Origin of the sequence: Pseudarthrobacter oxydans, from assembly GCF_030812335.1 — a bacterium.
Lineage (GTDB): Bacteria > Actinomycetota > Actinomycetes > Actinomycetales > Micrococcaceae > Arthrobacter > Arthrobacter oxydans_B.
Map to the genome: position 1 here is coordinate 62,931 of NZ_JAUSSN010000008.1, position 14,126 is coordinate 77,056.

Here is a 14,126-nt window from a genome sequence, read left to right on the forward strand (position 1 = left end):
ACGGGACGTGCTGATTCAACTATGCTAAATGCTCGAACCCGCTGGTCCGTACACCCCCCAAGTCCGGACCGGCGGGTTCTCTTATGCCCGGCGGCCGGCGGGCGCCCGGAACGCCCTGTGGCGGTCTGCTGTGGGCCGCGGTGAGAGAATGGACCAATGACTGCAACCCTTGTTGCCAAGGACCTCTCCGGTGGTCACGACCACCGCACACTCTTCTCCAAACTCTCCCTCACCGTCGCGCCCGGCGACGTCGTCGGCGTCGTGGGCGCCAACGGAGCGGGCAAATCCACCCTGCTCCGGCTCCTGGCCGGCGTCGACCAGCCGCAGGAAGGCTCCATCAGCCTGGCCCCGGCGGACGCCTTCGTGGGCTGGCTGCCCCAGGAACACGAACGGATCGCCGGCGAGACGGTGGCCGGTTACATCGCGCGGCGCACCGGCTGCGCGCAGGCCACCCTGGACATGGAGTCCGCGGCGGATGCCCTTGGCAGCGGCGCCCCCGGCTCCGATGACGACTACTCCCTCGCGTTCGACCGCTGGATGGCCTCCGGCGCCGCGGACCTGGACGATCGCATCCCGGCCGTCCTGGCCGACCTCGGCCTGGAGGTGGGCCAGGACGCCGAAATGACCGGGCTCTCCGGCGGGCAGGCTGCCCGCGTGGCGCTCGCAGCGCTGCTGCTCAGCCGCTTCGACATCGTGCTCCTGGACGAACCCACGAACGACCTGGACCTCAACGGGCTGGCCAAACTCGAGGCCTTCGTGCAGGGACTCCGCGGCGGCGTGCTGCTGGTTTCCCACGACCGCGAGTTCCTCGCCCGCTGCGTGACGACCATCGTGGAGCTGGACCTCGCGCAGAACTCCGTAGCGGTCTACGACGGCGGCTACGAGGCCTACCTCGAGGAGCGGGCCGTGGCGCGCCGGCATGCCCGGGAACGCTACGAGGAGTTCGCCAACACCAAGGCCGATCTGGTCTCCCGGGCCCGCACTCAGCGCGAGTGGAGCTCCCAGGGTGTCCGCAACGCCATGAAGAAGAACCCGGACAACGACAAGATCCGGCGCGCGGCCAGCACCGAGTCCTCCGAGAAGCAGGGCCAGAAGGTCCGCCAGATGGAATCGCGCATCGCCCGGCTGGACGAGGTCGACGAACCCCGCAAGGAGTGGCAGCTGCAGTTCAGCATCGGCCAGGCACCGCGTTCGAGCGCCGTCGTGGCGACGCTCCGCGACGGCGTCGTCCGTCAGGGGGACTTCACCCTGGGGCCGGTGAACCTGCAGCTCAACGCCGGCGAACGGATCGGCATCACCGGCCCCAACGGCGCCGGCAAGTCCACCCTGCTCCGCCTGCTGCTGGGCCTCCAGCGGCCCGATTCCGGCGACGCCTCCATGGGCGCCTCCGTGGCCGTGGGCGAGATCGACCAGGCCCGCGGGCTGCTGGCCGGCCCGCTGAAACTGGCCGACGCCGTCGAGGCCGTGCTCACGGACCAGACCCCGGCCGAGGTCCGGACCCTGCTGGCCAAATTCGGCCTCAAGGCAGACCACACCTCCCGGCCGGTGGACTCCCTGTCGCCGGGGGAGCGGACCCGGGCTGCGCTGGCGCTGCTGCAGGCCCGCGGCGTGAACCTGCTGGTGCTCGACGAGCCCACCAACCACCTGGATCTTCCGGCCATCGAACAGCTCGAGGAAGCCCTCGAAGGCTACGACGGCGCCCTGCTGCTGGTCACCCACGACCGCAGGCTGCTGGAAAACGTGCGCCTCGACGCGCGCTGGAACGTGGACAACGGCGTCGTCACCGAGCTCCTGGGCCACACCGCCCCGAAAGGCAACAACACATGAGCATGGACCGGGTGGCCTGGAGCTCCCTTTACAACATCACGCGCGCCTCGAGCGGCTCGAAACCGTTCTCCAAGGAGACGCTCAAGCGTGTGTTCAGCTTCGCACGCCCGCACAAGGGCAAGCTGATCGCCTTCGTGCTGCTCTCGATCGTGATGGCCGTGCTGGCCGTCGCCACCCCCGTGCTCGCCGGCCAGGTCGTGGACGCGATCATCGCCGGTGCGGCCACCGACGTCGTGGTCTGGCTGGCCGTGCTGATCGCCGTCGTGGCGGTCGCCGAAGCCGGGCTGGGACTCGTCACGCGTTGGCTGTCCTCCACCATCGGCGAAGGCGTGATCGTGGACCTGCGCACCAAGGTCTTCGACCACGTGCAGAAAATGCCGATCGCGTTCTTCACCCGCACCCGCACCGGGGCGCTGGTGAGCCGGCTGAACAACGACGTGATCGGCGCCCAGTCGGCCTTCGCCGGGACCCTGTCCGGGGTCGTCAGTAACGTCGTGGCCCTCGCCCTGACCCTCGTGGTGATGCTGGGGAAGTCCTGGCTGATCACCGTGCTCGCCATGATCCTGCTGCCGATCTTCCTGATCCCGGCCCGCCGGATGGGCTCCAAGCTGGCCGACCTGCGTCGCGAGGCCGCCGAGCACAACGCGTCCATGGGCACCCAGATGACCGAGCGGTTCTCCGCCCCGGGCGCCACCCTGGTGAAGCTCTTCGGCCGCCCCGACGAGGAATCCCGGGAGTTCGCCGTCCGCGCCGGGCGCGTGCGGGACATCGGCATCCGCACTGCCATGCTGCAGTTCACCTTCGTGACCGCCCTGACGCTCGTCTCGGCGCTGGCCCTGGCCCTGGTCTACGGGCTCGGCGGCTTCCTTGCGCTGCAGGGGCAGCTGGCCGCGGGCGACGTCGTCGTGCTGGCGCTGCTGCTCACCCGCCTCTATGCGCCGCTCACCGCGCTCTCCAACGCCCGCGTCGAGATCATGAGCGCCCTGGTCAGCTTCGAGCGCGTCTTCGAGATCCTGGACCTCAAGCCGCTCATCCAGCAGAAGCCCGACGCGGTGTCCTCGCCGGCCGGGCCGCTGTCCGTGGAGTTCGACGACGTCCGCTTCTCCTACCCTTCGGCGGACAAGGTCTCGCTCGCCTCGCTCGAGGACGTGTCCACCCTCGACACCCGCGGCGGCGAAGAGGTGCTGCACGGCATCAGCTTCCGGGTCGAACCCGGCCAGACGGTCGCCCTTGTGGGCTCCTCGGGCGCCGGCAAATCCACGATCGCGCAGCTGCTCTCGCGCCTATACGACGTCGATTCCGGTGCGGTCCGCTTCGGCGGAGCCGTGCCCGGAACCGGGGTGGATGTTCGTGACCTCACTTTCGATTCCATGCGGCACACCCTGGGCATGGTGACCCAGGACGGGCACCTGTTCCATGAGAGCATCGCCTCCAACCTGCGCCTGGCCCGCCCGGAGGCCAGCGACGAGCTCATGTGGGACGTCCTGCGGCAGGCCCGGCTGGAAGACATGATCCGCTCGCTCCCGGACGGCCTGGACACGGTCGTGGGGGAGCGCGGCTACCGCCTCTCGGGCGGCGAACGCCAGCGCCTCACCATTGCCCGCCTGCTGATTGCCCAGCCGCGCGTTGTGATCCTGGACGAGGCGACGGCGGCCCTGGACTCGACCAATGAAGCCGCCGTCCAGGAGGCGCTCGGCGCCGCGCTCGAGGGGCGCACCGCCGTCGTGATCGCCCACCGGCTCTCGACCATCCGGGCCGCCGATGCCATTCTGGTGGTGGAGGACGGCAGGATCGTGGAGCGCGGAACGCACACCGAGCTGCTGGCCGCCGAGGGCCGCTACGCGGAGCTCTACCGGACCCAGTTCGCCGAGGCCAGCGCCGTGGCGGAAGAGGCCGTTCCCGGGCACTAGCTGTACTAGCCCGGCTGGCCCCAGAGGGCAGGCAGGACGTGGTCGGTGAGCAGCGGGGCGAGGTCGTCCGGCAGCTCCGCGGCCAGGTCCAGCCAGCGGATCTCGGCGATCTCCGCGGAGGGACGGGCATTCCAGACGCCCGGGGCCGTGAAGACCGTGGCCTGGATCTGCGTCGCGGCCTCATTGGCGGCGTCCGCGAGCCAGATACCCAGGAGCACGAGCTCGTCGGCCGCGAGCACGATCCCGACTTCTTCCGCCAGCTCCCGCGCGGCCGTCTGCGCCGCCGTCTCGCCCGTCTCGGGCTTGCCGCCGGGGTGCATGAACTTGTCCGTGCCGCGTTTGCGCACGGTGAGCAGGCGTCCGGCCTCGTCGAAAACACAGACCGCGGAGACCACAATCAGCGGGTTCATGCCGCGGCGTCCGCGGTGCGGCGCAGGACCGAGGTGAGCAGCTGGTCCTTGGCCGGGCCGGTGACATCCCACTCGTAGCGGAATTCGTCCGGGCCCGTTCGGGTGTAGCTCACGCGGTAAGTGTCCGGGTCGCACCAGTGCTGGTCCTGGCTGGTCCGCGCGCCGAAGCCCATGCGGTGGAACGGCCTTCCGTCGGGGAAGAACATGTCCATTGTGTCGGGTGCGCCCGTGGGCCGGAGCAGGTACTCCCGGCTGGCCGGCCCGGTGAACGGTGCGCCGGCCGATCCGGCCGGTCCGCCGGGGACGGAGGCCCAGGAAACGGTGCCCTCTTCGCGGAAGCGGAGGCCGCCGTCGTCGTCCGTTGCGGTAAAGCGCACGACGCCGGTGAAGGTCCCCCGGGTGCCGGTGGACCGGTCCAGCAGGGTTCGTTCCACGGCCCAGGTGCCCAGCAGGTAGGCGCGGAGGTCGAAATCCGGAGCGGCGTCCGGGGACTGGGGATTCAAGTGCCCTCGATTGGAATCGAACCAACGACACCGGCTTTAGGAGAGCCGTGCTCTATCCACTGAGCTACGAGGGCGGGCATCCGTGCTGGACGGCCGCGGGCCGGCCCGTTCGGACACGGATATAAGCATACAAGGTGAGGGGCCGTACTACGCTCTTGGCATGACCGCCGCAGCCGACTCGCCGTCCAAGGACATCATCTACATCCCAGCCATGCCGTCCACCCGGTTCTACGCCGGGGCGCTGGCGCTGCTCAGCGTGCTGCAGTATTTCGTGGCGGAGGCCGCCGTGATCGGCGCGTGGGCGGGGCAGCAGCCGTACAGCCGGCGGACCGGGTACATCAGCGACCTGGGCGCGACGGGCTGCGGCGTTTTCGACGGCCGGGACGTCTGCTCGCCGGCGCACGTGCTGATGAACGCCTCGTTTGTGGTCCAGGGCATCGGCATGATGGTCGGCGCGCTGCTGCTCGGGACGGCGCTGCTGTGCACGGCGGCGCGGCCCGGGGCGCGGTTCGCGCTGGCACCGGCCAGCCGGGTTACGTGGGCGGCCGCCGTCGCCGCGCGCGCCCTCACCGCCGCCGCCGGTGCCGGGACCGTCCTGGTGGGGCTGGTCCCGGAGGACGCCGGCTCCGTGTGGCACGCGGTGGGAGCCATCCTGTACTTCGCCGCCGGTAGCCTGGCGCTGGTGCTGCTGGCCTGGCTCTGGCTCCGGCAGACACCGTTGAGCTGGCCCATCCTTGCCTGCGGCGTGGTGTCCCTCGGGGCCCTGATCGCCGGCGGGGTGACCGGGATGGCCGTGCCTGAGCCCGGCACCCTGGAGCGGCTGATGGGCTACCCCATCACGATCGGCACCGCCGCCGTCGGACTGGTGGTTGCCCAGCGGGTGGGGAGCGAACGCCGCGTGCGGAAGGCCACACTGGCCGCGGGAGCTGCGCAGGCCGCGGGAGCCGGCGGGGCCTGGGGGCCGGGGACAGCCTGACGCCGGGTTCCTGATCTGACGGCACCGCGGTTCGGGGGTGTCTCATGTCTCATGGGAGGCGCACCTTCGATTATCATGAGGGCATTCGCCGGAACATTCCGGTGCAGCATGCGCGTCGGAACTCCAGCGCATGGCGAATGGCCGATTGTGGAGTCCAAATGGGGACGAATGTCTGATCAGCGAGTCTTGCGGCGTTCTAATGCAGCGACAGCCTTCGCGGGCCTGGGCGACGTCGATGCCCGCCACGACGGTCCCGGCCGCGCCTTCGAACTGGTTGTGCCGACCTGCCGCCGGGCTGAGTTCCGATGACAATCGAGGCCACCGCCGGACCCGGCGAACTCATCACAGCAGAGCCTGACGTTGCGCACGAAGCAGTTCCCGACGTCGCGCACCACGCCGTTCCCGACGTCGCGCACGGCGCGGGAGTGACGACTCTCGGGCCTGTCCCGATCGGCGTCCGCCTGCGCGAGGGCGGCATCATCGAAGTCGCGCTTCCCGCCAACGAGGAAATCGAGGGCCCAGAGGCCCGCGTAGCCGGGGCAGCGGTCCGGGCCCTCGCCAACGGCCGGCGTGTGCCTGTGCTGCTGGTCATCACGGGTGTGGTGGGTGTCAGTGTGGAGGCGCGGCACGTCTACAGCACCTCGATCGCGGCGTCCGCCTTTGCCCTTGTGGGGGAAAGCCCCGTCGACCGCGTGATCGCGCACTACCTGCTGCGGTCGAAGACCGAGACCATCCCGGCGCAGTTCTTTCTCTCCGAGGCTGAGGCCATCGACTGGTTAGGGCAGTACACGAGTGAACACTGATCCGCCGGACCCCCGGCTTCACGCCCTCGTGGAAGGCATCGTCCGAATTGCAGGCGGCGACCTGACCACCCGGATTCCGCACTCCGGTGCCCGGGACGACGTCGCCGCGGTTATCGCCGGGATCAACCTGATGGCAGATGACCTGCAGACCATTTACCAGGAACTCGAGGAACGCGTCGAAAGCCGAACGGCGATGCTGCGCGAGGCCCAGGTCGAGCTCGAACGGATGGCGCTGACCGACCCGCTGACCCAGCTTGCCAACAGGACGGCGCTCAACTCGGTCCTGAGCCACGCCCTTGCCGAGACAAGCCGGGGCGAACTGCCGCCGGCACTGCTGGTCCTCGATCTCGACTCCTTCAAGGGCATCAACGACACCCTGGGCCACAGCGCCGGCGACGACGTGCTCCGGGTGATCTCGCGGCGGCTGCAGCAGGCCGTCCGCGACACGGACACGGTCGCCCGTCTCGGCGGCGACGAGTTTGCCGTGATGCTGCCGAAGTCCAACCTGGTCAGGGCCCGCCGGGTCGCCAACAGGATCCTCAAGGCCCTCGGCGAGGGCCTTGAAATCGGGGACCTGCGCATCACCTGCGGCACCAGCATCGGGCTGCGTGTCGCGGAGCCGGGTCAGTCAGTCGACGATCTGGTCATGGAAGCGGACACGGCGATGTACGCCGCCAAGGCTCAGCCGCACAGCAGCATCAAGGTGTTCGAACCGGCACTGCTTTATGCCCGCAGGCTCCAGAGCGTCCTGATCACCGAACTGCGGGAGGCGATCCACCAGGACCAGCTCACCCTGCACTACCAGCCGGTGGTGGAACTTGCGACCGGCAGGATCGAAGGCGTTGAAGCGCTGGTGCGCTGGAACCATCCGGAGCGCGGCCTGCTGATGCCCGATTCGTTTATCCCGCTGGCTGAAGAGACGGGGATGATCGTGGACCTGGGCCACTGGGTCCTGCGGAATGCCGTGCGCCAGCTGCGGCGTTGGCAGCAGGAGCTGAACGTGGACGCCGCCTTCAATGTCCGTGTCAACATCTCCACGACCGAGCTGCAGAACCTCGACCTGATCGATCACGTCCGCGACATCCTCCGGGAAACGGGGGTGGACGCCGCCAACCTCATTGTCGAGCTCACGGAGTCAATGGCCGTCAACGGCGGGGACGTGGACCAGTACTCCCTGAGCGGGCTGCGGCGGCTGGGGGTGCAGCTCGAAATCGATGACTTCGGCACCGGCTACTCCTCCATCAGCTACCTGCGGAAACTGCCGGTCAACGTGGTCAAGATCGACAAGAGCCTGATCGCCGGGCTGGGCTCGGACGAGGAGCAGAGCAATTTCGTCGCGGCGGTGCTGCATCTCATCCATGCCTGCGGGCTCACGGCGATTGCCGAGGGCATCGAGACGGCGGAGCAGGCCGCGGAACTCGTCCGGCTGGGCTGCTCGAGCGGGCAGGGCTACTACTTCAGCCGGCCCGTTCCAGCGGCGCAGATCGAGGCGCTGATTAGTCCCAGGGCGGCGGGGGAGTAGACTCAGCCGCCCGTCATTTCCTTTGTTCAGGCCTTTGTTCGCGGGTGTTAAACAAGAAAGGCGGGTACCGGAAGTTGCCTTCCAGTACCCGCCGTACTTTTCTACGTCCCAGCCTTAGACGCTCAGGTTGGCGTCCGGCCACCAGTTCACCGTCGGCTTGACGGTGTCGGGCCACCAGTTGACGGCTTCGACGGAGCCCTGGGCGGCGTTTCCACCGGCTGCTGAGATTGCTGTAGTCGCGGAAAGGCCCGTGACGGCCAGCGCGCCAGCGACAAGAAGTGTTGCGAGGGTCTTTTTCATGTAGGACTCCAGATACGTAAGAGGCTGATGTGACTCATGTTATGCGAGTTCAGTATAGGGGCATTCGACACGCCATGACCTAACAATTCTTCGAAGTAAGACAATCCTTGTGTTAACGTGCGCTCCTGAGTCACTACTGCGCCAATACTGCGACTAACTGGCTTGCGAGTTTGGTCCAACTTCACCCTCGCGGCAAAGGATAATTGGATCATGCAACAAAATTCTGTTTCCGCGACATATGTGGCGGCTGAGCTTCAAGCACGGGACTACCGGGCTGGCCACGATTTCGGCGAGGCAGCCCGGAGTGCCCGGAAAGCTGCGGTGATTGCACTGAGCGACGGCCAGATCAGGGCTTGGTGGAACATGACCTTTCTCCAAGCTGAGTGTCTCCTGGCGGCTGGCGAATTCGAGGCAAGCGCCGAAGTTTCCGGTACCCTTGTCGCGTCAGGATCCACCACACCGCAGCTCCAGGCACAGGTCCACATTCTGAGGGCCAAAGCATGTCAGGGCGCCGGCCTGTTGGATGTTGCGGCCGCCGAAGCCCGAGCCGCAACGGAGTTGGTGCAGGATGAGGCTGATATTGAAGTGAACGTAACAGCTGGGCTGGCTCTCATTTCCGCGTTAGGGGACAGCGGGCAGCTCCACGAAGCGTGGGCTGAAAGCCTCAATCTCGCCAATGCGATATCGGCAGAAGTCGATGAACAGCTGCTGGGCAAGGCCTACTGGGTGATCGGGAATGTGGCTTTCCTCTGTGGCAAAGTGGCGGAGGGCTTGTATTACCACGAGCTGGCAGCTGACACTTTCTCTCCGACGAGAAACCTCGATGTCTGGGCCAAGTTCAACAAGGCATCAGCGGCTATGCGGCTTGCAGCGGATGTCTCAGACGCAGACACGCTCCGCTGCATCGAACGAGCGGAATTGGCTACGGATGTCATCGGAGGCAGCGCGAACGATTACCTCCTTTTGAAGCTCAATCGTGGGCACTGGAACTTCTTGGCGGGCGACTACGCCGCGGCCGTTGATTTGCTGGAAGAAATCTTTGTTGAAGCGGAAAATCCTTCGCCACAGATTCTGGGGGAGGCCGGCCTATTGCTAGGGCGGGCAAATGCTTCAATGGGAAATCGAGAATCGGCCCAGAGGCATCTGCTCAAGGCCGTGGAGCATTTTGAGGCTTCGGGGGCACAACAGCGTGCAGACCAGGCTCGGGAGTATCTTTCCAATGAGGCGTGATCCGGCCCGGGGTGAGCGGTGTCGCGGTCCCCGTGGCGCCCTCCGAGTGGGGGATGTCCCTCCGAGCCCCGGAGACGGCTGGACGTAGTAGGATCGTGCCCGCCAGCGGCGGTTAGGGACTGGGCATGTCCCGAAGTCGGAGCCGTCGGTGATGCCCTTCGGGTACCACGGCGGCGGATGGACATAACAGGACTATGTCCAGTGGCTCTGCCTAGGATTGGGCATGTCCCGCGGTGGGGGCCGCGGCGGAGGCGCGCTTGCGACCCAGCAACACCGCGGCGCCGCCAGCCACCAGGCTCAGCACCAGCAGCACCCAGCCTGCGACGGTGAGCCCCGAGGCCAGGGCAACCTGGCCGGCGTCGACCGTGTCCGCGGACATTAGCGAGTCAATGGCCGCGTTGCCCCACAGCCGGACGGCCGCGAACAGCAGGGGCACGGCCCACAGCGCCCAGCGCAGCCCCTTGTGTGCCACGTTCGTGCCGATGAGCAGCAGCCAGGTGAAGCCGAAGATCAGCGGGAAGAGGGTGCCCGCCGTCTTATGCACATAGTTCAGCTGGCCGCGGGCGGCCTCGTCCATCGCCAGGCGCAGTTGCTCCACAAAGCCCAGGTCGAAGCCCCCGACCAGGGAGTCCGGCATGGCCAGGCCGCCGCTGAGCTGGGTGAGCTGGTTCAGGGTGAGTAGGTGGACGTACCAGAACAGGAACAGGCTCACCACGACCCCGGCGATCAGGATCAGGTTGCTGTTGTTCTGGGCCTTCTGCGGGGTCCGGCTGGTGCTGGGGTTGATCACCGACGGCAGATGATGCTGGGGGACGACGGCGTTGGCGCCGTGCTTCTTCATTCGCTGTGCGGGTGTCTTGGCCATGGCACCATTATCGCCCGTGCCGACCGGGCGGCCGGCGCGGGCCGAACGCCGGTCGGACTGCCGCCTGTTCACTGCCGGCAGGCGCCGATAGGCTGGAGCGCGTGACCGAACTAGGAAAGCACCGGCTCGGCCGGCACAGCACCGCTGAACTCAACCCCGCCCTGGACGACTATCAGCTCGCCGAGGCCCTCGTGCGCGAGGCCGGGACCCTGGCGCTGCTTATGCGGCAGGCCGGGCTCGAAGGCCGGCAAAAGACATCCGTGTCCGACGTCGTCACCGCCGCGGACCACGCGGCTGAGGCCTATGTGCTCGAACAGCTTCAGCGCTGCCGGCCCGACGACGGCATCCTCGGCGAAGAGGGGGCCTCCGTGGCGGGCACCAGCGGCAGGACCTGGGTGATCGACCCCGTCGACGGGACCTACAACTTCCTGCACGGCTCCACGTACTGGTGCTCCGCCATTGCCCTCAAGGACTCCTCCGGAGTGCTGCTCGGCGGGATCTACCAGCCGGAGGAGGACAAACTCTGGCTCGGCGGCACAGGCCGCCCCTCCACGCTCAACGGCGAACGCCTGACCACCTTCGGGCCGGACGGCGTTCCGGGCGGTCGTTCCAACACCCCGTTAGCCGAACTCGGCGCCGCGACCTACATCCACCCAACCTGGCTCGCCGACCCGATGTGCGCCATGCCCTGGCACGCCGCCGCGACCTCCGCCGCCGCGCTGCGCATGTTCGGCTCCGGGTCCTGTGACCTCAGCCGGGTGGCCGACGGCGGACTGGGCTGCTGGTTCCAGCACAGCTGCCCGGAATGGGACTGGCTGCCGGGCAAGGCGATTGTCCTTGCGGCAGGCGGCGCCGCCGACGTCGTCCGGGTCAACGGACTCGACTGGTTCGTCGCCGGAGGCACGAGGGCGGTCCGGGAACTCCGCGCCGCCCTGGAATCCGGCTCCGCAGGGTAGATCCGGGCGGAGAGCACGCCCGCCCTCGGGACATGCCCAGTCCTCGCTTCGCCCGCCGGGGGACATGCCCATTGTTAGCGGCGGGGCATGGACATACGGGCCTTGTGCCCAGCGGCCCAGGTCGGGGGAGGGCATGTCCGGCAGGGGGCGCTGTGAAGGCCGGGGGACATGCCCATTGTTGGCGGCGGGGCATGGACATAGGGGCATTCTGTCCAGTGGCCGCGGGCAGGGGAGGGCATGTCCCGAGGGGGCGGACGCCGGTGTCTGTGGCACCGCCTAGACTTGTTAACACCATGGATATGTTGTTTGACCCCTACGCCGACGGACCCTTCCAAGCTGCCACGAAGACGGCGGCGAGCACGAAAGCGCCCGCGGGAACGGGGACGGCGACCCTGCACTCCGCGGGAAATTCCGGGCCCCACGGCGGCCACGGGCACAATCCGGCAGGGGATGCGGAGCACCACCGGCTCCCGGGCGCGGCCGAGCTGCTCGAGGGACTGAACCCGCAGCAGGAAGAGGCCGTCAAGCATGCCGGCAGCGCCCTGCTGATCGTCGCCGGCGCCGGCTCGGGCAAGACCCGCGTGCTCAGCAACCGGATCGGCTACCTGATCGCCACGCGGCGCGCGCACCACGGCGAGATCCTGGCCATCACCTTCACCAACAAGGCTGCCGCCGAAATGCGGGAGCGGGTCGAAGCCCTTGTCGGCCCCCGGGCCAAGACCATGTGGGTCTCCACCTTCCACTCGTCCTGCGTCCGGATCCTGCGCCGCGAAGCCAAGAACGTCGGCCTGAACTCCAACTTCTCCATCTACGACTCCGCTGACTCGCTGCGCCTCATCACCCTCGTGGCCAAGAACCTGGACATCGACCCGAAGCGCTTCGCCCCCAAGGCGATCCAGCACAAGATTTCGGCGCTCAAGAACGAACTGATCGACGCGGACAGCTACTCCTCCAGCGCCAACTACAACGACCCTTTCGAACAGTCCGTCGCCGAAGTGTTCAAGGGCTACACGCAGCGGCTGCGCCAGGCCAACGCCATGGACTTCGATGACCTGATCGCCGAGACGGTCTACATGTTCCGCGCTTTCCCTGCGCTCGCCGAGTCCTACCGCCGCCGCTTCCGGCACGTTCTCGTCGACGAATACCAGGACACCAACCACGCCCAGTACGCGCTGGTGCGCGAGATCGTGGGCGAAGGCCCCGGCGCGGCCGAGCTGACTGTCGTCGGCGACTCGGACCAGTCCATCTACGCCTTCCGCGGCGCCGACATCCGCAACATCGTGGAGTTCGAGAAGGACTACCCGGACGCCCGCACCATCAAACTCGAGCAGAACTACCGCTCCACCCAGACCATCCTCAGCGCCGCCAACTCGGTCATCTCCCGCAACCCCAACCGGCCGGAGAAACGGCTGTGGACCGCGGAAGGCGACGGCGAAAAGATCGTCGGCTATGTCGGCGAGAACGAGCACGACGAGGCCCAGTTCATCGCCAAGGAAATCGACCGGCTGCAGGACGAGGGCGACCTGCGCCCCGGCGACGTCGCGATCTTCTACCGCACCAACGCCCAGTCCCGCTCGATCGAGGATGTCCTGGTCCGCGTCGGACTGCCGTACAAGGTGGTCGGCGGCACCCGGTTCTACGAGCGCAAGGAAATCAAGGACGCGCTCGCCTACCTCCGGGTCCTGGTCAACCCGGACGACGACGTCAACCTGCGCCGCATCCTGAACGAGCCCAAACGCGGCATCGGCGACCGGGCCGAAGGCGCCGTGGCCTCCCTGGCACAGCGGGACCGGATCTCGTTTATGGCCGCCGCCCGCCGCGCCGACGAGGCGCCCGGCATGGCCACCCGTTCCGTCAACGCGGTCCAGGGCTTCGTGAAACTGCTCGACGACCTCGCCGAGGTCGCCTCCGGATCAGGCGCGGCCGCTGCCCTGGAGGCCGTCCTGGAACAGACCGGCTACCTCGCCACCCTGCGCTCCAGCACCGACCCGCAGGACGAGTCTCGGGTGGAAAACCTCGCGGAACTCGTCGCCGTCGTGCGTGAATACGAGCGCGACAACCCCGAGGGTTCGCTCGGGGCCTTCCTAGAGGGGGTCTCCCTTGTGGCCGACGCCGACCAGATCCCGGACGCCCCGGCCGGGTCCCCCGACCAGCTGGCCGCCGCCGTCGCCGAAGCCAAGCGGCTCGGCGTCGTCACCCTGATGACCCTGCACACGGCCAAGGGACTCGAGTTCCCGGTGGTGTTCCTGACCGGCATGGAGCACGGCCTGTTCCCGCACCAGCGCTCCGCCACCGACCCCAAGGAACTCGCCGAGGAACGCCGGCTGGCGTACGTGGGCCTGACCCGGGCCCGGAAACGCCTCTACCTGACCCGCTCCGAGGTGCGCAGCATGTGGGGCCAGAGCCAGTACAACCCCGCCAGCCAGTTCATCGAGGAAATCCCGGCCGAGCTGGTCGAGTGGAAGCGCGAAGGCTCCACCCGGCAGGCCGGCGGCTGGGGCGGCGGCGCCTCCATCGGCTCCAGCCGGTACGGCGGATCCTTCTGGGGAGCCGGCACCGCGCGCGGGACCGAGGCCAGCCCGTCCGCCGGCTTCAACGCTGACGTTCCCGCCGCCATCGCCAAGAACCGTGTGCAGCCGCAGAAGGAAATCGTCGCCGTCAGCGTGGGCGACAAGGTCAACCACACGAGCTTCGGCAACGGCACCGTGCTGGCCGTCGAGGGCGCGGGGGACAAAATGGTCGCGAAGGTGAAGTTCAGCATCGGCGAAAAGCGGCTCCTGCTCCGGTACGCCCCGCTGACCAGGCTCGACGCCTAAACTCAGGC

12 protein-coding genes and 1 tRNA gene are annotated in these 14,126 nt (G+C 67.9%); 8 read left to right on the top strand and 5 right to left on the bottom strand.

The features are described 5' to 3' along the window. Window positions 1-156: 156 nt before the first annotated feature. Window positions 157-1,827 carry an ABC-F family ATP-binding cassette domain-containing protein gene (locus tag J2W14_RS14095; protein ID WP_307463553.1) on the top strand — a complete coding sequence of 557 codons (1,671 nt, stop codon included), beginning with the start codon at window positions 157-159 and terminating at the stop codon, window positions 1,825-1,827. Beyond that, window positions 1,824-3,737, top strand: a complete 1,914-nt coding sequence (locus J2W14_RS14100; RefSeq protein ID WP_307463555.1) for an ABC transporter ATP-binding protein — start codon at window positions 1,824-1,826, stop codon at window positions 3,735-3,737. Before J2W14_RS14095 ends, J2W14_RS14100 begins: the two co-directional genes overlap by 4 nt. Before the next feature lie 5 nt (window positions 3,738-3,742). Here the strand turns inward: J2W14_RS14100 and J2W14_RS14105 are convergent, their stop codons facing one another. The 3 genes from J2W14_RS14105 to J2W14_RS14115 form a co-directional block, all read right to left on the bottom strand. Continuing rightward, a complete protein-coding gene (locus J2W14_RS14105) occupies window positions 3,743-4,147 on the bottom strand; it encodes an NUDIX hydrolase (protein WP_307463558.1) in 405 nt (134 codons plus the stop codon). Continuing rightward, entirely contained in the window at window positions 4,144-4,650 is a 507-nt protein-coding gene (locus tag J2W14_RS14110) for a DUF6314 family protein (protein WP_307463560.1), read from the bottom strand. Before J2W14_RS14110 ends, J2W14_RS14105 begins: the two co-directional genes overlap by 4 nt. A 1-nt stretch (window position 4,651) precedes the next feature. Further along, a tRNA-Arg gene (locus J2W14_RS14115) sits at window positions 4,652-4,724 on the bottom strand. Between the two features lie 86 nt (window positions 4,725-4,810). Between J2W14_RS14115 and J2W14_RS14120 the strand changes: the two genes are divergently transcribed. From J2W14_RS14120 to J2W14_RS14130, 3 genes are all read left to right on the top strand, one after another. Further along, window positions 4,811-5,626, top strand: a complete 816-nt coding sequence (locus J2W14_RS14120) for a DUF998 domain-containing protein (RefSeq protein ID WP_307463562.1) — start codon at window positions 4,811-4,813, stop codon at window positions 5,624-5,626. Window positions 5,627-5,931: 305 nt separating this feature from the next. Beyond that, a complete protein-coding gene (locus J2W14_RS14125; RefSeq protein WP_307463564.1) occupies window positions 5,932-6,429 on the top strand; it encodes a DUF7793 family protein in 498 nt (165 codons plus the stop codon). Next, complete coding sequence (locus tag J2W14_RS14130; RefSeq protein ID WP_307463566.1) at window positions 6,419-7,951, top strand: putative bifunctional diguanylate cyclase/phosphodiesterase; 1,533 nt, start codon at window positions 6,419-6,421, stop codon at window positions 7,949-7,951. Before J2W14_RS14125 ends, J2W14_RS14130 begins: the two co-directional genes overlap by 11 nt. 114 nt (window positions 7,952-8,065) lie before the next feature. Here J2W14_RS14130 and J2W14_RS14135 read toward each other — a convergent pair whose 3' ends face one another. Continuing rightward, window positions 8,066-8,251, bottom strand: a complete 186-nt coding sequence (locus tag J2W14_RS14135) for a hypothetical protein (protein WP_307463570.1) — start codon at window positions 8,249-8,251, stop codon at window positions 8,066-8,068. A 210-nt stretch (window positions 8,252-8,461) separates the two neighbouring features. On the opposite strand from J2W14_RS14135, the gene J2W14_RS14140 reads away from it, so the two are divergent. After that, complete coding sequence (locus tag J2W14_RS14140) at window positions 8,462-9,481, top strand: hypothetical protein (protein ID WP_307463573.1); 1,020 nt, start codon at window positions 8,462-8,464, stop codon at window positions 9,479-9,481. Between the two features lie 211 nt (window positions 9,482-9,692). On the opposite strand, the gene J2W14_RS14145 is transcribed toward J2W14_RS14140, so the two are convergent. Continuing rightward, window positions 9,693-10,346, bottom strand: a complete 654-nt coding sequence (locus tag J2W14_RS14145; protein ID WP_307463576.1) for a hypothetical protein — start codon at window positions 10,344-10,346, stop codon at window positions 9,693-9,695. A gap of 101 nt (window positions 10,347-10,447) precedes the next feature. On the opposite strand from J2W14_RS14145, the gene J2W14_RS14150 reads away from it, so the two are divergent. Together J2W14_RS14150 and pcrA are read left to right on the top strand one after the other, a co-directional pair. Further along, window positions 10,448-11,302, top strand: coding sequence for an inositol monophosphatase family protein (locus J2W14_RS14150; RefSeq protein WP_307463580.1), 855 nt, complete (start codon window positions 10,448-10,450; stop codon window positions 11,300-11,302). Window positions 11,303-11,601: 299 nt separating this feature from the next. Next, window positions 11,602-14,118: a DNA helicase PcrA gene (gene pcrA / locus J2W14_RS14155; protein ID WP_370871312.1), complete on the top strand. Its 2,517-nt coding sequence runs from the start codon at window positions 11,602-11,604 to the stop codon at window positions 14,116-14,118. Window positions 14,119-14,126 lie beyond the last annotated feature (8 nt).